Annotated in this window: 22 protein-coding genes and 1 tRNA gene; 15 read left to right on the forward strand and 8 right to left on the reverse strand. The window is 41.7% G+C overall.

The window, feature by feature from the left end; all coding sequences use genetic code 11:
• On the reverse strand, window positions 1–579 hold a 579-nt coding region (locus ACM0OR_RS07445), incomplete at its 3' end, for a peptidoglycan-binding protein (protein WP_414575688.1).
• 259 nt (window positions 580–838) lie between these two features.
• On the opposite strand from ACM0OR_RS07445, the gene ACM0OR_RS07450 reads away from it, so the two are divergent.
• From ACM0OR_RS07450 to ACM0OR_RS07495, 10 genes are all read left to right on the forward strand, one after another.
• Window positions 839–2,281, forward strand: a complete 1,443-nt coding sequence (locus ACM0OR_RS07450) for a hypothetical protein (RefSeq protein ID WP_414575689.1) — start codon at window positions 839–841, stop codon at window positions 2,279–2,281.
• Window positions 2,282–2,624: 343 nt separating this feature from the next.
• Entirely contained in the window at window positions 2,625–3,086 is a 462-nt protein-coding gene (gene rimP, locus ACM0OR_RS07455; protein WP_414575690.1) for a ribosome maturation factor RimP, read from the forward strand.
• A 280-nt stretch (window positions 3,087–3,366) separates the two neighbouring features.
• Window positions 3,367–4,653, forward strand: coding sequence for a transcription termination factor NusA (gene nusA / locus ACM0OR_RS07460; RefSeq protein WP_323266712.1), 1,287 nt, complete (start codon window positions 3,367–3,369; stop codon window positions 4,651–4,653).
• Window positions 4,654–4,762: 109 nt separating this feature from the next.
• Complete coding sequence (locus tag ACM0OR_RS07465; RefSeq protein ID WP_414575691.1) at window positions 4,763–5,032, forward strand: YlxR family protein; 270 nt, start codon at window positions 4,763–4,765, stop codon at window positions 5,030–5,032.
• A gap of 111 nt (window positions 5,033–5,143) precedes the next feature.
• Window positions 5,144–5,503, forward strand: coding sequence for a hypothetical protein (locus ACM0OR_RS07470; RefSeq protein ID WP_414575692.1), 360 nt, complete (start codon window positions 5,144–5,146; stop codon window positions 5,501–5,503).
• Between the two features lie 18 nt (window positions 5,504–5,521).
• Entirely contained in the window at window positions 5,522–8,644 is a 3,123-nt protein-coding gene (gene infB, locus ACM0OR_RS07475; RefSeq protein WP_414575693.1) for a translation initiation factor IF-2, read from the forward strand.
• Between the two features lie 130 nt (window positions 8,645–8,774).
• Window positions 8,775–9,386 (forward strand): low-complexity tail membrane protein, encoded by a 612-nt coding sequence (locus tag ACM0OR_RS07480; protein ID WP_323266709.1) that lies wholly within the window; start codon window positions 8,775–8,777, stop codon window positions 9,384–9,386.
• A gap of 6 nt (window positions 9,387–9,392) precedes the next feature.
• Entirely contained in the window at window positions 9,393–9,572 is a 180-nt protein-coding gene (locus tag ACM0OR_RS07485; RefSeq protein WP_190705163.1) for a hypothetical protein, read from the forward strand.
• 147 nt (window positions 9,573–9,719) lie between these two features.
• Window positions 9,720–9,881, forward strand: coding sequence for a hypothetical protein (locus ACM0OR_RS07490; protein WP_414575694.1), 162 nt, complete (start codon window positions 9,720–9,722; stop codon window positions 9,879–9,881).
• Window positions 9,882–9,953: 72 nt separating this feature from the next.
• Complete coding sequence (locus ACM0OR_RS07495; RefSeq protein WP_414575695.1) at window positions 9,954–11,591, forward strand: DUF1565 domain-containing protein; 1,638 nt, start codon at window positions 9,954–9,956, stop codon at window positions 11,589–11,591.
• A gap of 336 nt (window positions 11,592–11,927) precedes the next feature.
• Here ACM0OR_RS07495 and ACM0OR_RS07500 read toward each other — a convergent pair whose 3' ends face one another.
• Complete coding sequence (locus tag ACM0OR_RS07500) at window positions 11,928–12,194, reverse strand: DUF3493 domain-containing protein (RefSeq protein ID WP_414575696.1); 267 nt, start codon at window positions 12,192–12,194, stop codon at window positions 11,928–11,930.
• 33 nt (window positions 12,195–12,227) lie between these two features.
• On the opposite strand from ACM0OR_RS07500, the gene ACM0OR_RS07505 reads away from it, so the two are divergent.
• From ACM0OR_RS07505 to ACM0OR_RS07520, 4 genes are all read left to right on the forward strand, one after another.
• Window positions 12,228–12,299 (forward strand) — tRNA-Thr (locus ACM0OR_RS07505).
• A 160-nt stretch (window positions 12,300–12,459) separates the two neighbouring features.
• Window positions 12,460–12,639 carry a hypothetical protein gene (locus tag ACM0OR_RS07510; RefSeq protein ID WP_414575697.1) on the forward strand — a complete coding sequence of 60 codons (180 nt, stop codon included), beginning with the start codon at window positions 12,460–12,462 and terminating at the stop codon, window positions 12,637–12,639.
• A 608-nt stretch (window positions 12,640–13,247) separates the two neighbouring features.
• The gene (locus tag ACM0OR_RS07515) at window positions 13,248–13,616 is read left to right on the forward strand and encodes a hypothetical protein (RefSeq protein WP_414575698.1); all 369 of its coding nucleotides are present in this window, start codon (window positions 13,248–13,250) and stop codon (window positions 13,614–13,616) included.
• A gap of 50 nt (window positions 13,617–13,666) precedes the next feature.
• Complete coding sequence (locus tag ACM0OR_RS07520; protein ID WP_414575699.1) at window positions 13,667–16,963, forward strand: CHAT domain-containing protein; 3,297 nt, start codon at window positions 13,667–13,669, stop codon at window positions 16,961–16,963.
• Here ACM0OR_RS07520 and ACM0OR_RS07525 read toward each other — a convergent pair.
• The 5 genes from ACM0OR_RS07525 to ACM0OR_RS07545 all read right to left on the reverse strand — a co-directional run bounded on the left by ACM0OR_RS07525 (window position 16,960) and on the right by ACM0OR_RS07545 (window position 22,826).
• Window positions 16,960–17,334, reverse strand: a complete 375-nt coding sequence (locus tag ACM0OR_RS07525; RefSeq protein ID WP_414575700.1) for a hypothetical protein — start codon at window positions 17,332–17,334, stop codon at window positions 16,960–16,962. The two genes, ACM0OR_RS07520 and ACM0OR_RS07525, sit on opposite strands and share 4 nt — an antisense overlap.
• A gap of 69 nt (window positions 17,335–17,403) precedes the next feature.
• Window positions 17,404–18,447, reverse strand: a complete 1,044-nt coding sequence (locus tag ACM0OR_RS07530; protein ID WP_414575701.1) for a M42 family metallopeptidase — start codon at window positions 18,445–18,447, stop codon at window positions 17,404–17,406.
• 53 nt (window positions 18,448–18,500) lie between these two features.
• Window positions 18,501–19,808 carry an S-layer homology domain-containing protein gene (locus ACM0OR_RS07535; RefSeq protein WP_414575702.1) on the reverse strand — a complete coding sequence of 436 codons (1,308 nt, stop codon included), beginning with the start codon at window positions 19,806–19,808 and terminating at the stop codon, window positions 18,501–18,503.
• Between the two features lie 47 nt (window positions 19,809–19,855).
• The gene (locus tag ACM0OR_RS07540; protein ID WP_414575703.1) at window positions 19,856–20,962 is read right to left on the reverse strand and encodes a glycosyltransferase family 4 protein; all 1,107 of its coding nucleotides are present in this window, start codon (window positions 20,960–20,962) and stop codon (window positions 19,856–19,858) included.
• A gap of 355 nt (window positions 20,963–21,317) precedes the next feature.
• Entirely contained in the window at window positions 21,318–22,826 is a 1,509-nt protein-coding gene (locus ACM0OR_RS07545) for a hypothetical protein (RefSeq protein ID WP_414575704.1), read from the reverse strand.
• A 128-nt stretch (window positions 22,827–22,954) separates the two neighbouring features.
• Here ACM0OR_RS07545 and ACM0OR_RS07550 point away from each other — a divergent pair, with 128 nt between their 5' ends.
• Window positions 22,955–24,160 carry a histidine kinase gene (locus ACM0OR_RS07550; RefSeq protein ID WP_414575705.1) on the forward strand — a complete coding sequence of 402 codons (1,206 nt, stop codon included), beginning with the start codon at window positions 22,955–22,957 and terminating at the stop codon, window positions 24,158–24,160.
• Window positions 24,161–24,185: 25 nt separating this feature from the next.
• Here the strand turns inward: ACM0OR_RS07550 and ACM0OR_RS07555 are convergent, their stop codons facing one another.
• Window positions 24,186–25,226 (reverse strand): diguanylate cyclase domain-containing protein, encoded by a 1,041-nt coding sequence (locus ACM0OR_RS07555; RefSeq protein ID WP_414575706.1) that lies wholly within the window; start codon window positions 25,224–25,226, stop codon window positions 24,186–24,188.
• Window positions 25,227–26,171 lie beyond the last annotated feature (945 nt).

The following is a 26,171-nucleotide window of genomic DNA, read 5'->3' on the forward strand; positions in this document are numbered from 1 at the left end:
GGTTGGTGATGGTGTCGCGGTTGGTGATGGTGTCGCGGTTGGTGATGGTGTCGGGGTTGGTGATGGTGTCGCGGTTGGTGATGGTGATGGCTTCGTACTGGGTTGATTAATAATGTTCTTCGCTGCTTGATCTAGCTTTTGGCGGAGTGCCAAATTAGCTATACCCGTTTCTTGTAGTTGATTTTTTTTCTGATACTCTTTGACTAACTCTTCTGTGCGATCGCTGTAAAATTGGTCACGAGCCAAAGGAGATTTAGGCTTAAGGACAGCATTTAAATTGCCTTGAAGAATTTGCACGATAGTAGCAGCAAAATCTTGGGTTTTTGGCCCGGCTATGCCATCGACAGAGAGCTTATAACCTCTTTGAAATTCACTAATTGCTTTTTTTGTTTCCTCATCAGTGAGGGGAGCATTTGTAACTTTAACGTTATAGCCTAAACCCCGCAATACCGAACGGAACTCTTGCGGTGTATAGTTACGTTGACGCGCTGCGAAGGTTGTATTTGAAATTACTACACTAGCAGTAACCAAACAAGCAGCACCGATAATCATGCTTGATTTTCCGAAACCACACCACATAATTTCACACTCCATTGAATTAAGTCAGCATTATAAACGCTAACAGAAAAATCTTATATTTTCTTATAATTTTTTCTTAATAATTTATGATTTCTGATTATTAAAAGTCACATTGACAAAATTTAACACTTATATCAAAAATAAGTTTTTTCATCTATCTTAGGGGGTAAGTTAGCTGATATATGATCCTACTGTGTAATTCACTGAATGTAGTTAAGTTAAAATATCGTATTAAAAACTGTATAATTTGCAACGAAAAATGGCGAATCAGAAAAAATCAAAGAAACCGAACTTATATTTTGAAAGATTGATGGCAATAGTTGCCATGCTCAACCTCTGCTTAGTGCTGTTTGATTTAAGTTATGTACCCTGGCGGAATTTCTATTTAGGTAAATTTCCCCAAATTACTCAGATATATGATCCCATTAAAGGTATTGAACCTCATAGAGAAACAAAAAATTATCTAGAAGCAGTAAACGCCCTAGAAGCGCAAGTCAGCCAGACAGGCTTAACATCACCAGAGGCCAAAACTAAATTAGAGGAACTTAGCCGATTAAGCAGTGAGATGATTGAGACTAATCCATTTGCAAGTGCTAACAAAAGTGGAACTTTAGAAAAAATTAAAAACCGAATGCGCGATCGCATCACCAAAGGGTCAGCAAAACAGTCCTTTGCCACCTTTTGGAGTCAACCATACTTATCCCAAAATGGTTGGCAAAAAGAGATGATTTTTTTTAATCAAAAAATTCGACCTTTAATTGCTACTAACTATTATCGCCAAGTTGATGAAAGTGGTGATTTTGTTGATATATTTTGGTGGATTGATTTACCCTTTGTCTTGTTATTTAGCCTAGAGTTTTTGACACGTATATTCTATATCAAACGTCGCCATCCTAGCTTTAGTTGGTTCAATGCTATTTTGTGGCGATGGTATGATCTCTTTCTGCTTATTCCCTTCTGGCGTTGGTTGCGAATTATCCCTGTAACTATGCGTTTAGATCAAGCAAAATTAGTCAATCTTCAACCATTCAATAGACAATTACACCAAACAGTAGTCGCAAATTTTGCCGAAGACATCACAGAAGTTGTAGTTATTCGAGTCATCAACCAGATGCAGATTTCTATTCAAGAGGGTGAAATTATCCGTTGGCTATTACAGAAAGATAATTTGCGCCCCTATATAGATATAAATGATGTAAATGAAATCGAAGCGATCGCTGGTCTTCTGGTACAAACAATTGTCTATCAGGTATTGCCAAAAATTCAACCCGAAATAACTGCGATTTTACACCACAACATCGAAACTGTACTCCATCAAGTCCCTCTGTCTCGTAATCTGCAAATCCTACCTGGAGTCACAAAGATACAAACTCAACTCAGCGAACAACTAGCAACTCAACTCACCACTAATCTCTACAAAGCACTAGTCGGTGCAGTCGAAGATCCTGTAGCCAAAAAACTCACTAATCAACTTGTAGAACGTTTCAGTCAAGCCCTAGGTACTGAAATACAGAAACAGCAAGTCATTTCTCAAATTCAGAGCTTACTTGTTGACTTTCTAGAAGAAGTCAAACTTAACTATGTGCAGCGTTTATCTCAAGAAGATATCGACCAAATCTTAGAACAAACCAGACAACTCAAAACCCAACCACCCATCCAACCAGTAGCAAAACAAGCTACTCTCCGGGAGATTAGGTATTAGGGACTGGGACTAGGAATTTTAGATTTTGCGGAAAGTTCCTACGGCGGGTTTCCCGCCGTAGGAACTTTTCAAGACGGATTTTGGATTTTGGATTGAATAATCTAAAATCCACTCATTGCAAATCCACTCATTGAAAAGCTGGGGACTGGGAAAAAGCAGTGGAGCAGGGGAGAGTAACTAATGTCAATGCCCAATGCTCAATGCTCAATGACTATTGACTATCAAAGAAATGCGCTACACTCAGATGAGAGGCGAACCAACTATGGTTCGTCACAAGACTTCTTGGAAGATATTTCTATCGCAGGAAGTGGGTTAATGCCCACTTTTTTTATTGGTTTCGGACATGGCTCATCCTCTAGTTCCACAAATTACAGATTTGGCAGTACCAGTAGCAGAGCAACTGGGATTGGAAGTCGTTGGCATAGTTTTTCATACTAACCAACGTCCACCAGTCTTACGGATAGACATCCGCAATCCCCTACAAGATACTGGCTTGGATGATTGTGAGAGAATGAGCCGTGCGCTAGAAGCCGCCTTTGATGCAACAGAGATTATTCCAGATGCCTATGTTTTGGAAGTTTCTAGTCCTGGTATTTCACGGCAGTTAGTAACAGATAGGGAATTTATTTCCTTCAAAGGATTTCCTGTCATTGTCTCCACTTCTCCATCCTACGAAGGACAACAAGAATGGAATGGTCAACTGATTCGCCGCGATGAGACAAAAATTTACTTAAATCAAAAAGGTCGTGTCATTGAAATTCCTCGCTCCCTCATTACTAGGGTGCAGTTAGATGAGCCACGATAACTGAGTAGTGAGGGACTAGGGACTAGGGACTAGTACCGCAAGGTGGAAATCAAAGGTCAAAAGGTTTGTATATCAAGGCTTTTGCTTGTTTGAAATGTCGCTTTATTTAAACCACGCTGTACTAGGGACTAGGGATTAGAAGTTAAAGGCTTAAAGCTAGGGCTAGAGTGGAACTTTGCTCTAATCCCAGTCACTTACTTAATGCGTAATTTTTATTCTTCCCGAATTCCCAATTCCTAATCCCTACTCTCCAGTCCCCAATTTTTAAAGGAGATTGCTTATGTCAATGGTTACTTTACCAGGATTAAAAGATTTAATAGAAAGTATTAGTCGTGAGCGTAATTTGCCTCGCCTGGCAGTGCAATCAGCGATTAGAGAGGCATTACTTAAAGGTTACGAACGTTACCGCCGCGCTCAAAATTTAGAACGCAAACAGTTTGATGAAGATTACTTTGATAATTTTGAAGTTGAATTAGATATTGATGGAGAAGGGTTTCGCGTACTTTCCACAAAAACTATTGTAGAAGCAGTTAATAATTCCGATCATCAGATATCCTTAGACGAAGTGCAGCAAGTAGCACCTGAAGCCCAGTTAGGGGATTCTGTAGTGTTGGATGTCACCCCCGATCAGGGAGAATTTGGGCGGATGGCAGCAATGCAAACGAAGCAAGTGCTAGCGCAAAAACTCCGGGATCAACAGCGTCAAATGGTGCAAGAAGAATTCCAAGACTTGGAAAGCACTGTACTGCAAGCCAGAGTTTTAAGGTTTGAACGGCAATCCGTAATTTTAGCAGTCAGCAGTACCTTTGGGCAACCAGAGGTAGAAGCCGAACTACCCAAGCGGGAGCAATTACCCAACGATAACTATCGTGCTAATGCTACATTTAAGGTGTATCTCAAAAAAGTTTCACAAGGTCAGCAACGTGGGCCACAACTGCTTGTATCTCGTGCCGATGCTGGGTTGGTAGTTTATTTATTTGCCAACGAAGTACCAGAAATTGAAGATGAAGTAGTGCGGATTGTGGCTGTAGCCAGAGAGGCTAATCCTCCCTCACGATATGTAGGGCCAAGGACTAAAATAGCCGTAGACACACTTGATCGCGATGTAGACCCAGTAGGTGCGTGTATTGGTGCTAGGGGATCACGCATTCAAGTAGTAGTTAATGAATTACGCGGTGAAAAAATAGATGTAATTCGTTGGTCTCCAGACCCAGCCACATACATCGCCAACGCTCTCAGTCCAGCGCGGGTAGACGAAGTGCGTCTTATGGACACGGAGAGTCGGCAAACTCACGTATTAGTAGCCGAAGATCAACTTAGTTTAGCCATTGGCAAAGAAGGACAGAATGTACGTTTAGCTGCTCGGTTGACTGGCTGGAAAATCGATATCAAAGACAAAGCCAAGTACGACCACGCAGGAGAAGATGCAAAATTTGCTGCTGTTCGCGCCCAGTATACACCAGAGGAAGATGACATGGAATTTGAGGAGCTAGAGGATGAAGAAAATCAAATAGACGAAATGGAAGATTTTGAGAATGAACCGTTTGACACCAATGACGAAGAGTAACTTATCAGCTTAAATAAAGTTCTGGTAGGATTAATTTCAGTACCAATCTTCATGATTACTTAACTTTAATTATTACCGACCACAATCCTGTTAAATGCTCAGAATCCCGATGAAACCCAATTATCGGCGTTGTGTCAGTTGCCGCAAAGTAGGTTTAAAAGAAGAGTTTTGGAGGATTGTCCGTGTCTTTCCTTCCGGGAAGGTACAATTAAATGAGGGCATGGGGCGTTCAGCTTATATTTGCCTGCAACAGAGCTGTTTGCAAACGGCTCAGAAAAAAAATAAACTAGGGCGATCGCTACGTGCATCAGTACCAGAAACACTGTACCAAACATTGTGGCAACATCTACCCCCAAACAATCCCCAAAAGCCAATTTAGGTCTAAACTAGTTTCTTGACCTCAATTCCTAGGGAAATTTTGCTAAAAGCCCAAATATTTCGAGGGATGACACACCCTCTACAATTGTCGGGCTTAGTGCCAAAATAGTAAATGGGTGTAGTTAGCAAACTGCTCTCCCAAAACAAAGAAGAGCAAAGCAGTACTCCCAACAAATTTCATTCAATTGTGTTGTGGAAGACTCAGAATCAACAAAACAAAAAACCACCGAATGGCAACCTGGTAGCGTTCAGGCGCAGTTCGGCATCACCAGCAATCATAAACACCTTTTCTCTAGAAAAAATTTATGGTTGTCCGTTAACAACCGTTTACGGTGGAGATGCCAATATTAAACCGACACATCTCTCTTTCCTGATTGGAGGCACCGGCAAACACACCAAGGGCAACCTAAAAACAGTAATCGAAGGATGGAGATGTCGCACTCCCAGGCAACCATCCGCAAAAAAACTGTAAATTAAAGGGGAAGAGTGGATGAACAACGGCAAAGTTAGAATCTACGAATTATCAAAGGAATTGAATTTGGATAACAAAGAGCTATTAGCAATTTGCGACCAGCTCAACATCGCGGTCAAAAGTCATAGCAGTACAATCTCAGAAACAGAGGCAGAAAATATTAGGGCGGCCGCTGAAAAACTAGCAGCTACAAATGGAACGCCCAAAAAAGAATTCAATACATCTAGTCATAAACCCAATTCATCACCCACCGGCTCGCGCAACCGCCCAGCCCAACCTCACAAACAACAAATTTTGGAAATTCGCAAACCCAAAATATTGAAAAATCCTACTTCTAATGCCCCCGAAGCTTCAGTAGCTAGCAATCATCAAATTGCTTCATCTGACGTTAATTCTCCTGCACCACCAAAGCCCTTCGCTACACAAGTCTCACCCATGAAGCCGACGGCTCCCACTCGACCTGTTCCCCGGAATCAATCTGAAACTTCTCAAGTACAAGCTGCCCCAGAAACAGAGCCAACGCCAAAAACAGAGGCATCTGAAAAAATCGCAGATGAGAAACCAGAAAAAGTAGTTTCATCCAGACCAAGACCAGAGAAACCTCAAAAACCACAACTGGTAGCTCCACCTGCTAGACCTCTAGCAGAACAGTTAGACTTAGCAGAACAGGTAAGTACTTCAGAAAAACCGATCCTCAAACGTGAACGCCCACAGCGTGCAGATGAAGATCGCGATCAACCTAGGCCGAAAGTCTCTAAACCTACACAAACAGAGACCTCCCAAGCTCCAGTACAAAAACAGCTACGCACCACTCCATCCCCAGCCAAACCCGAACATCGAGCTAATCGACCAGGTGGGTCAGCAGGAGAAGGGCAACGTCCTAGTAGACCAGCACGTCCATCCGAAGCTGTAGCAGCAATGCCAGTAGCAACTCCGCCAAAACCGATGGCAGGAGGAGTATCGAACAGAGCAGAAGCTCCTAATGATCGAGCTACACCTGATCTCCTTGATTTAAAACGCCCGACACCGCCCCGTCTAGCTAAGGGTGGGAAAAAGTGGCAAGAAGAAGAGATCATTGACGAAATTAAAGAAAAAGCCGGTAAGGTAGGGGTCAAAGGTAAGCGAGTCAAGCCCATCCTCGAGGATGATTTTGAAGAAGATGATTTACTCGATGAAGACGGACTAGAAATACCAGCCGCCGTTCAAGTGAGCCTTTCTATTGCTCGTCCTCCCAAACCTAAAGCAGCCCGACCGGCACAGCCTTCTAGCGTTGCTGTGGTTAGTTCCCCAACTACCAGAAGTAAAAAGTTCGGTTCTCGTGACCATAATCGCCGCCAACAAGAAGTTGAGGTCAAACGCGATCGTCCAAGCACATTGGTAGTTACAGGCCCCATGACGGTGCAGGAACTAGCTGACGGTTTAATAGTAGCCGACACAGAGATTGTTAAAATCCTGTTTATGAAAGGCATGGCGGTGAGTATCACCCAAAATCTGGATATCCCGACAATTACTTTAGTTGGAAAAGAACTAGAAGTAGAAATCGAAACAGCCGAACCAGAAGCTGAAGCCCGCAAAGTCACAAACATGATTGATGTTGGCGACCAGGAATACCTCATCCGTCGTCCACCAGTAGTGACAATTATGGGTCACGTAGACCACGGTAAAACTACCTTACTCGACTCGATCCGGAAAACGAAGGTAGCCTCTGGTGAAGCTGGTGGGATTACCCAGCATATTGGTGCATACCACGTAGACATTGAACATGAAGGTCAGCCACATCAGATAGTATTCCTGGACACACCCGGTCACGAAGCCTTTACTGCAATGCGGGCAAGGGGAGCAAGGGTGACAGATATAGCAATTTTAGTAGTGGCTGCGGATGACGGCGTGCGTCCCCAAACAGTGGAAGCGATTAGCCATGCTCAAGCCGCAGGCGTACCGATTGTTGTTGCCATCAACAAAATTGACAAAGAAGGGGCGCAGCCCGATCGCGTCAAGCAAGAACTCACCCAGTATGGTCTAACACCAGAAGAATGGGGCGGTGAGACAATTATGGTTCCCGTGAGTGCCATCAGGGGAGAAAACCTCGATACGCTCCTAGAAATGATTCTCTTGGTCGCAGAAGTTGGAGAACTATCTGCCAACCCAGATCGTTCAGCCAGAGGAACTGTAATTGAAGCGCATTTAGATAAAGCTAAAGGCGCAGTAGCTACCCTACTGATTCAAAACGGTACTCTCCGTGTGGGAGATATGCTCGTCGCTGGTTCAGCCTTCGGTAAAGTCCGGGCAATGGTTAACGATCGCAGCAAACGGGTAGATATTGCTTCTCCTTCCTTCGCTGTTGAGGTACTGGGTTTAAGTGACGTACCCGCCGCAGGTGACGAATTCGAGGTCTTCCATAACGAAAAAGAAGCCAGATCGATCGCCTCAGACCGTGCCGACAAACAACGCCTATCGCGTCTGTTACAGGGACGTGTCACCCTCACTACCCTATCGGCTCAAGCTCAAGAAGGCGAGTTGAAAGAACTCAACTTAATCTTGAAAGCCGACGTACAGGGTTCTGTGGAAGCAATTGTAGGCGCACTCAAACAAATTCCCCAAAACGAAGTTCAAATTCGGATGCTGTTGTCTACAGCAGGGGAAATCACTCAAACAGATATTGACTTGGCCGCAGCCAGTGGCGCAGTCATTATTGGCTTTAACACCACCTATGCTAGTGGTGCAAGACAAGCCGCCGACGAAGCCGGTGTAGATGTGCGGGAATACAATATCATCTACAAACTCTTGGAAGATATCCAAGGTGCTTTAGAAGGTCTGTTAGAACCAGAGTTGGTCGAAGAACCCCTCGGTCAAACCGAAGTCCGGGCTGTCTTCCCAGTCGGTCGCGGTGCTGTCGCTGGTTGCTATGTTCAATCTGGCAAACTCGTCCGTAACTGCAAAGTACGGATACGTCGCGGCAGTAAAGTCGTCTATGAAGGCGTACTCGATTCCCTGAAGCGGATGAAAGAAGATACGCGAGAAGTCAACGCTGGCTATGAATGCGGCGTGGGCATGGATAAGTTCCATGACTGGGCTGAAGGTGACATCATTGATGCGTACCAGATGGTAACTAAACGTCGTACCTTGGCGTTAACAAGATAGTGCTGAGTAAAAAGTTCTGAGTGCTGAGTAAAAGTGATGAGTAGAGAGTTGCAGAAATTTTCTCAACTCACAACTCACAACTTGAAAATCAACACCCAGAACTCGAAACTCAAGAATCAGGACTTTAACTATGCGCTCATTTCGTTCTGAACCTATTTTGTGGATTCATGTCGCTGGCTTGGCGACACTACCTGTGTTTTTGCTGCTGTGCTTATTGTTTTTGTCAGTAGGTCAGCCGCTATTACCAGTGTGGGTGGAGCTTTTGTTAGTAGCAGGAATTGGTGTGATTCCTCTTTTGTGGATGCAGTTACGCCGTCCTTTTTACATATATGCCATTTTGGGAGTTGCTCTCAAACCAGAAAATCTGACTGAGCAGCAAAGAAAAATTCTCTGTTTAATTAATACAAAGTTAAATCGGGTGCTGGCACTGCTGGCAGCAATAATATCAATTTTGATGCTATGGCAACTCTACCAAGTAACTCCCCTAGTGGTGAGTGTAGCCAGTTTTTTACCACAATGGCGGAGTCTGGCATTATTAATGGCTGGCTTAACCTTTTTGGCAAGTAATTTATTTCTTCAAATTCCACTGAGTGTAGCACGAGTTTTAGTGACAAATGACACAGAATTTGCTGCTCTAGAACCGTTACCTTTAGAGAAGATTAACCAGGATTTCACGATTTTAGGGGTGCGGGTTAATAAAATCTTGCCCCAGTTGACTGTTAAAGTTGAAACTGAGGAATAAGGGCATATGGCTAAACTTCAATTTTCTCGTGATTCAGAAATTTGGCAAAATCTCCAATACGCGATCGCAGCTAGTTCTGGTTTCCAACGCTGGCAAGTAGAAAGCTACACTCAATTACAAGAACTGCGCCTAGAACAGCAGGTGCAGCGATATTTAAGGGAAACTTTAGAAACATTAGCTTATTAACAACAAAATTCCAAGTAGTTTAAAAAACAATGCCAGCTTTATAGAAAGGGGATCTATTTATTGAGATCCCCTTTCTGTTGTTTCGGGGCTAAATTCCTGAAGCATCTAAATTTTTGTGAATTAACAACATAGATTGTAACCAGCAATTTGTTCACTAATATACCAACACTAGGTGCGATCGCGAAAGGCGCGGCATATCCCCCTGATGACCCTCAAAGTCAGATTTTGCCCCTCAATCTAGATAATTTATGTATTTTCTTGCGAAACTTAGGTGCTGATTCGCTAGTCATCCGCTATAGTTTTGCATAAGTTTTGTAGCTAGATATCCGCTACATGACACCTATTCAACTAACCCATATTCAGCATTTCACAGACGTAACAATGAAACATCAGGGCTTAAATACGTATTCAGCGAAACCCCTATCCATAGGAATCATCGCTTTGTTCTTGGCTACCACTGGAATAACGCTAATTTCCAGCGAAGTAAGTGCCAATCCACAAGTAATCAATCCAAACATCACAGCGCAAGTTCCCACAACTGCACCAGTGATTTATGTCAACCCCGCCACTGGTACAGATACAGCCGGTGCTGGTAATACCACCACCCCTTACAAAACAATTACCTACGCTCTCAATCAGGCTCAAACAGGTACTACTATTCAAATTGCGCCTGGAAACTATAACAGTGAAACTGGAGAACAATTTCCACTCGTAGTCAAACCAGGGGTGACACTGCGAGGTGATGAATCTAGCCGAGGACAAGGAATATTAATTACGGGTGGTGGTTTTTATACCAGTCGCACCTTTGCCAGACAAGACGTAACGATTTTAGCTAATGAAAATACGACAATTGCGGGTTTAACAGTCACCAACCCCAATCAACGTGGTACTGGTGTCTGGGTAGAATCCACTAATCCCACCATCAAAAACAACACTTTTACCAAAAGTGCTAGGGATGGCGTTTTTGTGACCGGTACAGGAAACCCCAAAATTGAAAGTAATATCTTTGTTCAAAACACAGGTAATGGACTTTCTATTGCTAAATCGGCTCAAGGTGAAATTCGCAATAACTTATTTCAGGACACAGGTTTTGGCATAGCTATTGGGGGTGATTCTACACCTTTGGTAGTAGAAAACCAAATTGTACAGAACCAAGACGGTCTGTTTATCTCAGAGTCAGCCAAGCCCATCCTGCGTAAAAATGTCATTCAAAACAATAAGCGAGATGGTGTTGTAGTCACTGTTAATGCTCAACCAGATTTAGGTACTAACGAAAATCCTGGTGGTAATTTGATTCGCAGTAACACTCGTTATGATTTGAATAACGCCACCAGAACAAATCGCATTCTGGCTGTGGGTAATGATATCGACCAGAAAAAAATTCTTGGTCAGGTAGATTTTGTTGCCGCCAGCGTTGATCAACCCGGTTCAGGAACAGGATTTAGAGATGTAGCTGCAAATTATTGGGCTAAAGGCTATATAGAAGCCTTGGCGGCACAAAATATTATTGCGGGCTTTCCTGATGGTACATTTAAACCCAATGACCCTGTAACCCGCGCCCAGTTCGCCACCATTATCACCAAAGCTTTAACACCACCATCTAAACGGGCTGCCATTCAGTTTAGAGATGTGAGCAGTAATTTCTGGGCTTATGCTGCTATTCAAGCTGCATACCAGAGTCAATTTGTAGCTGGTTATCCTGATGGAACTTTCAAACCCCAGCAACAAATCCCTAGAGTGCAAGCCTTAGTAGCCCTAGCTAATGGACTAGGCTTAACTGCTGATAATCAGAATGTCATTTCTATTTACACTGATGCTGGTCAGATCCCCAATTATGCAGTTAGTCCAGTTGCGGCTGCAACCGCCAGACAATTAGTAATTAACTATCCCAACGTTAATCAACTTAATCCCAATCGTGAAGCTACTAGGGCAGAGATTGCCGCCTTTGTCTATCAAGCCCTAGTCAACGCTGGACGCGCCCAACCACTACCTTCATCCTATGTAGTTAGAGTTCCGTAAGTTGATGATTTAAAAATTGCCAGTGCCAGACTCAGTAAAAACTGACCTGGCACTGGCAAAATTGTTTTTTCTTAAAATTGGGGTCTTTAAATTGCTTGACCCCTGTTTATATTATGGGTTTATGTTCAGGGTCTTTATTTAGCTGACCCCGTTTCAACAAATATTATTTTCTCAGAAATTTTTAGATTTTTTGATTTCGTAATATTTTTTTATTTTTCTCTCTTTATCTAATTCTTTGCTCCCTCTGCGTTTACCTTCTCTGCGAGACGCTGCGCGAATGCTCCCCTATATGTTCAAATAAACTTGGCTCGTCAATTTGCATCATCTTGACTAACTTTATCGACGTTGGCGACGTTGCTCCCAACGCCAGAGAAAAATCATCAATGCTACTATTCCTACTTGGAGAGCAAAGTTAGGTAAAGCATTTTCAATATCTCTTCCAGCAAGTAGTTGAAAAAAGAAAACAAATGCACCGATAAACCCAGAAGCACCAACACCAAGATAAATAAATTGCCTCAAGCCGCGATAAGGTGCTACTGTTTCGGCTTTGAGGCGGGCATATTGTTCTGAGTTCAGGCGGTTTTTGGGATTTGGTTCAACCATAGGTAAATAATGCTATAATATCCTATCGTATATGCCGATGTGGCTCAGTGGTAGAGCAGCTGATTCGTAATCAGCAGGCCACGGGTTCAAATCCCGTCATCGGCTTGAGAAAGTGCTGAGTTATGAGTCAAAATTTATAGTGACTAATTATTTGTCGTCAGTGACACATTGACGCTATATCTATAAACGCGATCGCCTGTTCTTTCTTTTGTCTTGTTCTTGGCTATGAAAGTAAAATCAAATTATCCTCTACATCAGCGCGATCGTGGTTGTCCTAGAACTCGAAGAACAACTCCTTCAGCTTTCACCAGACGATAAACTTTATATTATTCAACTTTTAGCACAAAGCCTGACTACACACAATAACAACACTCAGCCTGTGCAAAAAAGCAAAATCCCAGAATATCCCCAGCCTCATTTCTACGGATGTATCCAAGATGATTAAAAGGGAACAGGGAACGGTCAACAGACAACAAATGCGTTTGGTTTCCCTGCGCTCATCCCAACCTTGTATATTGAGCATTAGGAGATATAGCGGCGATCGCTTTGTTACAGGTGCGATTGTTAATTGCAATAGCTATACCTAAAATGTAATTTGTTACATTCATAATGTATCCCCTTGCATTCACAATGTATTGTCTTACATTCACAATGTATTGCCTTACATTAAGGATGTATTGCCCTACAGAAAAATAATATCAACTCTCTTTAATTAAAAATTAAACTCAAAACTATAAGAGGTTGTTTGAAAAGCCCAAAAATAGCCGCAGCGATTAGAAATCGCGGCTACACAGATAAAACCCACCTAGCCTGCGGCAACGCCAAGGGCGAACGTAGGTTTCAAGACCTTGATTTTTCGTTAGTCCACGAAGGTGGACTTTGCTTGTGTAGTAGCGAATTCTATTCGCCCAAAACTTTTCTGCTTTGCGTCTTTGGATAAGGTGTGTGAAAAATTAAGTTGCACATCGCATTAATTACGTGTATTTTCCCAAGCAATTTCAAGTTTAAATTGACACGCTAAATATATAGTCCACTACGGATATATTAACAGCCATGCAAAACATAAACCGCCGTCTCACGCCTCCTAGCATTAATCAAGATATTAATTCATTCCACGGTTTGCAAACCATCACTAATTATCAAACCAGCCGAGATGATGCTTCCACGAGCAAGTTAGAGGAATCTTATCAAGCAATGTTAAATGCTCAAAAAGCCGAAGTTGAGAAACTAACTTTATACCGTGCTGCGGCTGATGCGGCTCGATTAGCGGAGTGGGAATTTCACAATACGGTGTTAGCGATGAAAGAAGTTGTAAGGGGACAGTATGGCTCAGATAGCGATCAGGCTCAAGCTGTGGGATTGAAGAAAAAATCAGAGCGTAAGCGTCCTAGCCGCAAAAAGTTAGTTGAGGCTATGAGTTAAGTAATCTGTTCTGGAATTAAGGGCGTTGGCGTTGAATTATTCTCATGATTATGTCGCGTCTCACGCCCTTACCCATGAACGAACAGCGTCAGCAAGCTTATCTCAACCTCATTCGCAGTCTGTTAGAGTCTCCCAGTGGTGAACAAGCCGAGATTTTAGCAGCAAACCAAGAATTACTTGATGCTGGCTTTGTGCAGAAGGTAGAAGAAGTAGCACAGATGTGTTCTCAACATGGAGATGAGAAGACAGCGAATTGGTTGCGAAATTTGGTAATGGAACTAAGGGAAGCGATGAATCTAGATAATGAAGTAGATTTGCAATCGCTCAGTGAGGAGGAGAAACAAGCATATTTCCAATTCTTGATGGAGGTACTACAAGCAACCGCAGACAGTAGTGGTAATCCCCAGGTGGTTTACCCCTTGCTGGCAGAGAATACAGACAAACTCGACGGGGTATTAGCAGAAATATTGCGTCGTTGGGGGACAAATACACTGGGGGAAACAAAAGCAGATGAAGCGGAATATTTAGCAGCAGTTATTGTTGAATTTAGCAATTTAGTAGCGCAATTTCCCTTGGGTAGCAAAGCCAACAAGATGGAAATTGCTATTATCGGCTATGAAGTGGCTTTAACTATCAGAACCAGAGAAGCTTTGCCTGAAGATTGGGCAGCAACGCAAAATAATCTCGCTAATGTCTACAAAGAGAGAATCAAAGGAGACAGGGCAGATAACATCGAAAAAGCGATCGCTGCATATACTGCGGCTTTAACTGTCAGAACCAGGGAAGCTTTGCCTGTTGAATGGGCAATGACGCAAAATAATCTGGGACTTGCCTACATTGACAGAATTGGAGAAAACAAAGCAGAAAATATTGAACGAGCAATCCAAGCCTGCACATATGCTCTAGAAGTTAAAACTCGTCAGACTTTTCCTCAACAATGGGCTGAAACGCGAAATAATTTGGGTAATGCTTACTCTAATAGAATACTAGGAGACAAAGCAGAGAATCTCAAACAAGCAATCAATGCCTACACAGATGCCTTGGAATTTTTTAACCGTCAGGATTTGCCCTTAAAATGGGCTGAAATACAAAATAATTTAGGCAATGCTTACTCTAACAGAATACTAGGAGACAAAGCAGAAAATCTTGAACAAGCAATCAATCACTACACAGATGCTTTGAAAGTTTTAACCCGCGAAGTTTCACCCCAAAATTGGGCAATGATACAAAATCATCTGGGAATTGCTTATCATTACAGAATTAAGGAAGACCCTACAAAAAATCTCGAACAAGCAATCAAAGCCTACAGAAATGCTTTGAAAGTTAGAACCCGCGAGGCGTTACCCCAACAATGGGCAGCAACACAAGACCATTTAGGTAGTGCTTACTATAAAAAAATACTGATAAATCCGTCAGAAAATACTGAACTTGCTATTAAGGCTATTAAGGCTTATGAAAATGCTTTGGAAGTGAGAACCCGCGAGGTTGCACCCCAAGATTGGGCAATAACGCAAAATAATCTGGGGAATGTTTACTCTGTCAAAATCACAGAAGAACCAGCCGAGAATTTTGAAAAAGCGATCGCTGCATATACTGCGGCTTTAACTGTCAGAACTAGGGAAGCTTTACCTCAAGACCATGCAGAAACATTGTTCTCACTGGGAAGAACTTACCAAGACGTAAACCAGTTTGATTTAGCATATAGTACATTTAAGTCTGCCATTGTCACCATAGAATCTTTGCGAGAAGAAATAGTATCTGGTGAAGAAAGCAAACGCAAACAAGCGGAACAGTTCAACAAAGTTTATAGCTGCATGGTAGAAGTTTGCTTGCCATTAAATAAGATTACCGAAGCGATTGAATACGTTGAACGTAGTAAAACCCGCAATTTAGTTGAACAAATACTCATCCGTGATCAAAAAACCATCTTCCCTCCAGATGTTGTGACTCAGCTAGAAACCCACAGAGATGAAATAGCTACAGGACAATATCAAATCCAAAATGGCAAAGCGGAAAACCCCCAAGATTTAGCAAAACATCTCCAAGAATTGCGACAACAGCGTAATGAATTACAAAACAAATATTTACCTGTTGGTTATGATTTTGATTTTAATTCCTTTCAGGCTACCTTGAATGAGAATACAGTCATCATTGAGTGGTATATTCTTAATGATAAAATCCTAGCTTTTATTGTCACAAAACAAAGAGATGTAACAGTTTGGCAATCTCAACCAGAAGATTTAGAAGCTTTAGAAAAGTGGGGAGGTCAATATTTACAAAATTACTACACTCAAAAAGACCAATGGCGCAATAATTTAGGAGTATCACTCCAAGAATTAGCCTCAATTCTGCACATTGATGAAATATTAACCCAGATACCAAAGCACTGTAATCAACTCATCCTAATTCCCCATCTTTTTCTACACTTATTACCCCTTCATGCACTGCCAGTAAATCAAAATTCTGAAAGTTCGTCTTGTGTTCTAGATTTGTTTCCTGGTGGTGTCAGCTATGCACCCAGTTGTCAACTACTGCAACAGGTACAACAGCGCAAACGTCCTGATTTTCAATCCCTGTTTGCGATTCAAAACCCCACAGGCGATTTAAACTATACAGATTTAGAAGTAAAAGTTATTCAAAGCTACTTTAATACTGCCAACGTCTTGAAAAAAACAGAAGCGACACTCACCGCAATTAATAATTCTGACTTAAATACTTACCACTGCGCCCACTTTAGCTGTCACGGTTATTTTAACTTGACAAATGCTAGTCAGTCTGGTTTGATTCTAGCCAATGCAGCAATCGCAGACACAGCAACAAAATCTAACTCGGAACGTTATCTAACAGTGCGATTAGGAGAAACCCACGATTTAGAAAAATGTCTTACCTTAGATAAAATCTTCAGTCTCAAATTAGAAAAATGTCGCCTCGTCACCCTTTCCGCTTGCGAAACTGGATTGATTGATTTTGGAAATACTAGCGATGAATATATTGGTTTACCTAGCGGTTTTCTGTTAGCTGGTAGTAAAGCTGTAGTCAGTAGTTTGTGGACTGTCAGCGATTTATCGACAGCATTTTTAATGATGAAATTTTATGAAAACCTGCAAATAATAAATAGTGTATCTCTAGCACTTAATCAAGCACAGGAATGGCTACGAAATTTGACCACAGAAGAATTTGAAGCACTATTAGTTAAATATGATTCACAAATTGCAGAAATTTTTGCTCAACTTGAAGAAGATGAGCAGATAGTTGCTGAGGAATATTTATTACAGGCTAAGAATCGTAAGCCATATACTTTTAAAAATCCTTTCTATTGGGCAGCTTTCACCGCCACAGGAGTTTAAGATTCAGAATCGGGAACCTGGCACAATTTTTTTACCCCTATTTTAAAAGCATAAATGGCAACTACACTTGCCAATCCTGGAGGAATAGCAACACTCATTGCCAATGGTTCTATAACAATAGGTATTATCCCTGCTGCCAATTCATCCTTAAACTCTTCTTGGCAGATTATCTTGCGGGACTTTTCTAACAACTCGTCCAGAATATTTGATTTTCTGGATGGTTCATAACCAGCCCTAATTGCCAATATTTTAGCTGCCGTATCCAAATTTCCATTACGCTGTTCAATGAGATCAAGAGCATCAAGGGCATCTTGATTATTCGTCAACTGTCCGCGAAACTGGCTAATTTCTTCTGGTGTAACGGTAATCATCAATAAATATACGAAAAACTAGATAATTATACACTTCATGGCTTTTCCCTAGATAGGATTCTAAAATAATTACTCAAACTCAGTTTCACAAAAAGCTTTTAATAAAATAATACAGTTGGAAATTGCACCCAAATGAGCGATTTCATAACCGTGGGTGTTTTGGGTAGGAAATGCCAAACACGCAGCACGTCCCACATGACCAAATTTCATTGCTATAGAAGCATCACTACCAAAGCCACTTAAGGTAGTTAGCTGTACAGGCATATTTAATTGCTTGGCACATTGGCGCAATTGTCCATTTAGCCCTTCATCATATATTCCATAGGCATCCTGAGCTAAAAGTACCGGATTTTCCCCATCTTTAACCGGATATTCCTCAGATAACGGACAAATTTCTAAAGCAATCAAAGCATCTAAACGCTGATTTTGGGTAAAAAATAATGCCCCAATCGCCCCTACTTCTTCTTTCGCGGAAGCCACTAAATAAACATCCACGGCTGGCTGTTTTAAGTGCTGTGCTAACGCCAATAAAATCGCCACAGATGCTTTGTTATCTAAGGTGTAGCTAGCAATGTGATCCTTAAGCCTGATGGGATGCTTACGATGCTTCCCAATTACCATTCTCGTTCCCGGACGAATACCAGCCGCTTCTAACTCATCCGTAGTAAGTTTAGTTTCAATCCAGGCATTTTCCCATTTAATCGGAGTCTCTTCTTGCTGGACTTTTTGCGGGGATTCGTGGGAGACGTGGCGCGAACCAAAACTGAGAATCCCACTAATAGTTTCGTTGTCTCCTAGTAAATCAACAACACCTTCCCCGTAAACCCAAGGGAAAGCACCGCCTAACTTGCGGACTTCTACCCTACCCGCATCACCAATATTTTTAACGATCGCCCCAATTTCGTCTTTGTGGGCTGTAATCGCCACTGCTCTATCAGAATTTTTACCGGGAATCTTCGCAATAATATTATCGGCGCGATCGCACCAAACTTCTACACCCAGCCCAGTAAATCGCTGCATCAGCAATTGATTAATTTCCGTCTCTGCACCGCTAGGAGAATGGTGCATGACTAATTCCGTGATAGTTTCAAATAAGCGATCGTTAGCCCACATGAATTTAGCTAAAGAGAATTTTGAATTGGTTCATCCCCAGTCCCCCTTTCATCTTATGGCGATCGCTTTAATTTTAGTGCCTCAGTAGCCGATATACCCTCACCTTGAGTGCCAAAGTACCACAACGCCGCCGCCGCTTCCGCGCGAGTCACTGGTTTTTTCGGTTGGAACAAAGTTGTATAGCCAAACACCCGCCGAATATTGGATTGTTCGCCATTCTGAAAATCAGCTAACACTGCTCTCAAAGATTTGGGATCAATTTTACCCACATCCTGAAAACCCCAAGTTTCCTTAACAGCCTCTAAATTAGCAGTTGGTAAAGCTTGGCGTGTATCTAGGGGTACTTTCCATAAGACTAATTGTTCTCGTGTTAGTGGTGCATCAGGGCGAAACAAAACGGCTGTAGAGTCACCAGACAAAGAACTAGGAATTAATCCAGCTTCCGCTAATCCCTGAATTGCTGGAAAATCAGGGTCTTGAGGTGACACATCACTAAACGTTGGTTGTACACTTTCTGATGCTAGGCGAATTTGCTTGGCGGGATTGTTGGCATACATGGCATTGTTAGCAGTCAGTAGCCAACGAGCATATTCTCGCCGAGTGATAATTTTACTGGGTTCAAATTCGTTAGTTGTAGTGGTTGAATTAGTTTTATTGTTGGGAGAATCTGCCGAAAATACCCCTAACTCGGCTAAATCCTGAATATATTGCTGTATTGGTTGCGAAACTTTATTCAAATCGCTGAATTCTTGAGCCGTAAGAGTCTCAGATGTACCTGGTGATTGTGTAGCCTGTGCTGGGGGAATGTTGTTAGTAGCTGAGGTAGCTTTACTATTGGGTACATACTCAATCTTTAATAATGTAGAGGTTTGTGGTTGATTGGGTGCAGGATTCGTCACTGATTGCGGCTGAATAGACACCTTCACCAACAAATCATTGCGACGCACTTCAAAACTACCTTCTACATCATCCGTTGGCTGTTGTAGAATCTGCCAGTTGTTAGATTGAAACTGGTTGCGGTAAAAACTAGTAATAATATTGCTGGGATCAGAACTGAGCCAACGAGTCAACACCCTATTATCTGTACCACTAACAGGGGTAATTTCCTCCAGTTTGGCATTGGGATATATGGGGATATCTTTAGGGAAATCCGCAGGTAACTGCACCGATGGTTCATTTTGTCCAGATGCTGATTTATCTGCTGGAGATTGACCTAAAACGACTGGGTTCTTTTTTAACCTGGGATCTGCGGCCAAAGACTGTTCTAGGTTTTTTGCGGTTGGCGCATTGGTGCAGGCTGTTAACGAAGTAAGTAAGACAGCCAAACTGAAAAATATAGCTGGACGTTTACAGAGAAGCACAGGAAATCACAAACGCGTGTCAATTCCTACCCTAACGCATACTGCCGTCATTGAATTGTAGTTTTAGGCTTTAGTTGATCACAAAGCTCTAGAAATTGAGTAACCGCAAGGGTTGAAGAAAAATTTTCTGCAACATACTGGCTAGATAGGAAACCGCGATTAATTACTTCATCTGGATGATCTAAGCAGTATCTCATGCAACTAGCTAACCCTTTTATATCTTCATTTTCAAATAAAAAGCCGTTTTTTCCAGCCATTTCTGGCAATCCTCCCATCTTTGAGACAATGGAACAGGTTTGGGTACTAGAAGCTTCCAATACTACATAAGGTGCTGGATCTTGCCACCGCGAAGGTGCTACCAAAGCTAAAGCATCCTGTAATTGTGCGATCACTTCTTGATTAGAAAGTTTCCCTAAAAAACTGACGTAATTTACAAGTTCTAAACTGGATGTCAGTTGCTGTAATGTATTGACTGCTCCTCCATCTCCTATAATCAAAACTTGAAAATTACGATTTTCATCTTTTAAAATCGTTGCGGCTCTTAATAAGATATCTACTCCTTTATCTGCATCTAATCTACCAACAAAAACAAATTTATAAGGCGTAGATAACTTATCTAGATTTTTCGGCTGACTTTCAGAGCTAATAACAATAGGATTATATAAAGTAACTACTTGCCAAGGAAAAGCACAAGATTCACCTAAGAAGTTACTACAAGCTGTGTGACTATTTGCCATGAGTGCAGTACCAAGTCTAGTTACTAATCTTGCCCATTTGACAAAGGTGAATAACTTCCACTTTAAAGGATAGTTGGGTTTGGGTAAAGTATATTTAAATTCAGCTTTTAGCCTTTTGCCAAAGGACATCTGCTCATATTGAGAGTGAATAGATTGATAAAAACAGTAGTGATATTTAATAATAATTTTTTTATTCAGAGTCTTACACAAAAGGGCAAATATTAAATCATTAGAATTCATATGCACAATATCTGCCCAAAAAATCAGTTTTATCCAAGTATTGATCTGCTCTTCTCTAGTAGAGATTGTTTTGACTTCAATACCTCTTGTTTCTAGTTCTGGCATGAGTGCATTAATGTATGTTAGAACACCAGCAATTTCATTTTTGAAATGTCTGTGTTGAATTAAAAGTTTCATAAAAATTAATTATATTGATAAGGGTAAAGGTTATAGGTTACAGGTTACAGGGGCTACGGTGTACACACAAGTCTTAAAATCCCAGTCAACACTTGCTTTATAGCCCTTAAATGTCATTAGTGGAGGGTAAAGCCTGCGGCATAGCTAGAGCCTCCGGCACGCTACCGGGAATGCTGTGCAGCGTCTCGGAGCGAGAAAAAACCCAAGTTTTCTCAAGGTAGACTTCGCCATGAGGATCAGCCGTTCGCGGTAGCGTCTCTGTTCGCGGAGCGTCCCGTAGGGAAAGAGAACGGTAGAACCCTCACCCACAAGGGCTGGCTGTATTTAATGCAAGAATTTTGAATTTTGAATTGATTTATAGTCCCAAAATTTGTGGTGCAGGTAGTTCGTCTAAAACTCGCCACAGCACGGTGTAACTGCCATCAGAACGCTGACGTACTGGACGGAAAGCAACAAGAATATCACTACTTCGTACTTGTTGTAATTCGTCTAGGTAGCGTCTTCTTTCGGACGGAATTAGCTGGCTATTTAAGACAATTTCTGGTAGCTGAAATTGGAGAGTTCTGACTAAATAAGTATGATTCAATTTAGCTGGAGCATCAGCCAAGATTACTTGACTCTGATTCCAGTTCTGGTCTTTACCAGTCAAAAATCTGCGTCTTTCCACTTGCAAAGTTTCTAATTGCTTGGGTGGTTGGTAGTTGAGGAAAAATTCCCGTGTGGATGAGGCTACACCTTGGAGTTTGCCATCCAACTTCTCTAATGAGATATTTCCCAGATCCACCATAAAACTGTAATCTACTCCTGAATGCTGCATTTGAAAGCGATCGCCAACTAACTTCAGTGCTAAACTAGGTTTAAGACTTCCTTTAGGATTACCCAAAACAGGGAAAGGATAACGCTCACTGACTTTAGGTTGCAACCGATTCGTCATCCTATTGATGGGGCGTTTGTACGCTGAAGCAGTTAACACGCGAAAAATTCCAGTCCGGGGTAATTGTAGAAACTGAGCGTAAATTTGCGGTTCTTGGGGATCTAAGCCGTAAGTAAACCGATCAAGGGTGACAGCAGTTTCCTGAGCATCTGTAAACTGATGACCAACAGGAAAGTTAACTTGGGCTGTACTGAGAAACCGTTTGGCATTAGCCAAAATCGCAAGGGCTGATTGGGGTGCTGCGATCGCAGGTTGTACAGGTGGTTTATAGTTAGCTATGGCTGTTTTAGCAACTCTACCGATAATTGGTAATGTAGAAGAGTCAAAGGACTTGGGAGACTGTTGTGCTAGATTTGGTTCCCAGGTCGCAAAGGGTGTTGCTGGCTGGTTAAGATAGGGATAACGCACAGGCGCAATCGACAGCACTGGGTCTGATTGACGTTCACCACTCACTAGGGGTAACTTTCTCACCAAAGCTAATTCACCCCGGCGAGATAAACTCATATCCAGCACTGGCGCAAGTTTTACTAATTCCTGGCTAGAAGCATACAAAGAGCAATAAATTTGGACTTGTGACTTGGTGAAGTTACCAGACACAGGGGAAGCATCTGGGGAATTACACAAACTTTTCGCTCTGAAGTGTTGACGCTGAAGAAACCCTTCAGTAATTTTAGTTTGGGAAATTAACTGTCCTCGTACAGATCGCATTCGATTGGCATCAGGAGTCACTAGTGCTTGCTCAATCCGTGCAATTAAATCCAACTGTTGCTGTATGATCTGACTTGCCAGAGTATAAAAATTTTCATCTGTTGACTCTACTACCAGAGTATGATTTACAGAAGATGGAGGTTGATACTGCACAGCAAAGACCTTTCCATCCCAACAGGTTAGCCCAATTGGAAGCAAAAAGCTCAAAAAGATGTATCTCATGTCAAAAACCCCGATCAGAAGGGAGTATGAAAAATCTAAAATAGATATTAAGTTGAGAAAAAAACGAACGACCATCGACAACTGTCAGTCTAGTCTAACTTCTGCAAAACGTCGCCAGGTTGTTACCAGTGCTGAAACACGATTACATGCAAGTTTCCCAGGATCAGCCGATCTATTCTGATGCTCCACTCCAACTGCTACTGTTTATTGATGGACGACCCAAGTCCAAACAACAGGTGCAGCGTATCCGTGCTTACTTAAAAGAATTACAGGCTGAGTATAACTTTGAACTGCAAATTATCGATGTTGGACAACAACCTTATTTAGCAGAACATTTTAAGTTAGTGGCAACACCAGCCTTAATCAAAATTCACCCAGAACCTAGACAAGTTCTTGCCGGTAGTAATATTATTTCTCAACTTAAAAGCTGGTGGCCTCGTTGGCAAACGGCTGTAGACACTTACCTCAAACTCCAAGAGGACTTACAAGAACGTGTAGAGGACAATGGGCGAACCTCACAACCGAAATCAACCATCCGTTCTGTTGCGGTTTCTGCGGAACTAATTCGACTTTCCGACGAAATTTTTCACCTCAAACAAGAAAAAGAAAAACTTCTAGAGCAGTTACAGTTTAAAGATAGGGTAATTGGGATGCTAGCACATGACCTCCGCAATCCCTTGACAGCTGCGGCGATCGCCATTGAAACTTTACAATCTAACTACAATCTAGAAACTGGTGAATTTCAACGCCTCAAACCAGCCTTAATTGCCCATTTATTAAAACAAGCCCGCAGTCAAACCAAGACAATTGACAGAATGATTGCGGATCTGCTACAGGTGGGTAGGGGGCATGATACTGAGTTTCCCATTACACCGCAGAAAACACATCTCGGTCAACTGTGCTTAGATATATTAGAAGAATTGCGCGATCGCTACATTACTAAATCCCAGAAGATAGAAACCGACATCCCTCAAGACTTACCCTATGTCTATGCTGATCCAGAACGTATCCGCCAAGTCTTGATCAACCTTTTGGATAATGCCATTAAATACACCCCAGAATGTGGCACAATCAGCATCGCCGGCTTGCACCGCACTACCCAAAAAGTTCAGTTCAGCATAGGTGATACTGGCCCTGGCATCCCAGTAGAAAATCGCGATCGCATTTTTGAAAACCACTACCGCCTAGAACGAGATGAAGGTACAGAAGGTTACGGTATCGGTCTTTGTCTATGCCAACGTATCGTCAGAGCGCATTACGGCCAAATTTGGGTAGACTCTAACCCTTATGGTGGTGCATGGTTTCACTTTACTTTGCCAGTTTACCCCTCTTGACGAATTACGAATTACGAATTACGAATTACGAATTACCTTCATTCTCCGATAACAAACAAATCCGATTGCGCCCTTTCTCCTTTGCTTGGTAAAGAGCTTTATCTGCTGCGGCAATTAAATCTGAGGGGGCTAATTCCCAGCTTGGTATCATAGTCGCTACACCCATACTTAGAGTCAGATATTGACTCACAGTAGATTTTTCATGGACAATATGTAAATCACCAACGCCATTTTGCATCATGGTGGCAACGTGAACTGCACCGGCTGCGTGAGTATAAGGCATGATTACAGCAAATTCTTCACCGCCATAACGGGCTACCAAATCTCGATGTTTCTCTGCTGTATGGTTTAAAACATGACCTACTTTTTGTAAACAATCGTCACCAGCCGGATGCCCATAGCAGTCATTGTAAAGTTTGAAAAAGTCAATATCACACAAAATCAGCGATAAAGGCACTCTTGCTTGTGCTAGGTTAATCCACTGCGTATTCAAATAGTTATCAAAACGACGGCGATTAGCCAAGCCAGTTAAGCCATCGACATGAGCCAGTTCCTGCAAGGCTAAGTTTGCAGCTTCCAATTGTTTATAAACTTGTGCTTGTTGTAGCAGTCTACGTAGACGTTGACGCAACACAGCCCAATGAATTGGCTTTGTGATGTAATCTGTTGCGCCTGCTTCAAAAGCACGATCTACAGATTCTTCATCATTCAAGCTGGTAATCATTAATATAGGAGTCCGCTCCCATAGTTTTGAGATGACGGTATTACCTAATCCAGAATCAGTATCTAGATTTGCCAAAGCTGACATTAAATTATTTCTAGCAATTTGTAGTAATTGCTTACAGCACGTAAAGCCATCCATAACAGGCATCACAGCATCTAGCAGGACTATATCTGGTTTGACAGTCTCATAAGCATCTAAGCACTGCTTCCCATCTGTCACCTCAATGACTCGATAGCCTTCTTTTTCCATGACTTTACGCAACATGGTTCGGATGGTTGTGTCATCATCAGCCACCAAAATTACAGGAGGTTCTTTAAGAGAATATGGGCTTATGCGTGACATGAGTTGCGTTCCACAGAAATCCTCAGAGTTTAAAAGGAGCAAACCTAGAAAAATCCTGCTCCTGTAAATTAATTACTTGTAACCGAAATTTGTTTAAAGTAGCCATATTTAGGTGAATAACTAGTTGGAGAGTAAAATAATGACTTAGTTTTGATCAGGTCACAAGCAATATGCAAAATATCTTGTGCTAATTTACTCTTTAATGGCGATTGTGTTACTGTCCGACTAGATCATGTGTGTAAACAGTGACAAGTAATGATGCGATCGCCTAAAGATCATCGCTCACTTATCAATATGGGAATTCTCAAAACACATCTATCCGATCTACCTCGAAAACTAGTGTGGATGAAAAACTGTTCGATAATCTTTAGCGAAGAAAACGACATCATACTAAGTTGCATAGACAATTTATCAATATATAGGTATCTGATTGGATTTTTAAAATACACGTAGCCCACTATATCTAGGTTTTGGTTGACAAAGCCCACCCTACATTACTGAAAATTTTTCATATATCATTTAGGATTCCTGTATACAGGTAATTAAGGTAACAAATACCTTAATACTCATGTCTAGCTATGCTAAGAAATGTTACTTTTATAGTTCCCGCTTGATAGCATTTAATTGCGATGGTATGCAAAACTTTAAATACCAAGTTTATATCTCTACCAATATAGTCATTTTAGACACTAGCCCAATAAAGTTGTTCTATCACCAAATGACCTGAGAAAATTAACTTAACCAGCATCTTGCTTGATTGCCAGCAATTTATTCGGCATTTTTCAAAAGTTTAATTTTGGATATTTATTTGGGGTAATTACATAAATCACATCATGTTAATATAAAGCTATTAACAAGACTTTATTTTCATTTGCATTTGGCAATTTGATTTAGTAAAATTACTTAAAAAAAGTTATTTTATATACTAAATTTTAGAGGATTAGG

Origin of the sequence: Anabaena sp. CCY 9402-a, assembly GCF_963920945.1 — a bacterium.
In the GTDB taxonomy this organism is placed as follows: domain Bacteria; phylum Cyanobacteriota; class Cyanobacteriia; order Cyanobacteriales; family Nostocaceae; genus Trichormus; species Trichormus minutissimus.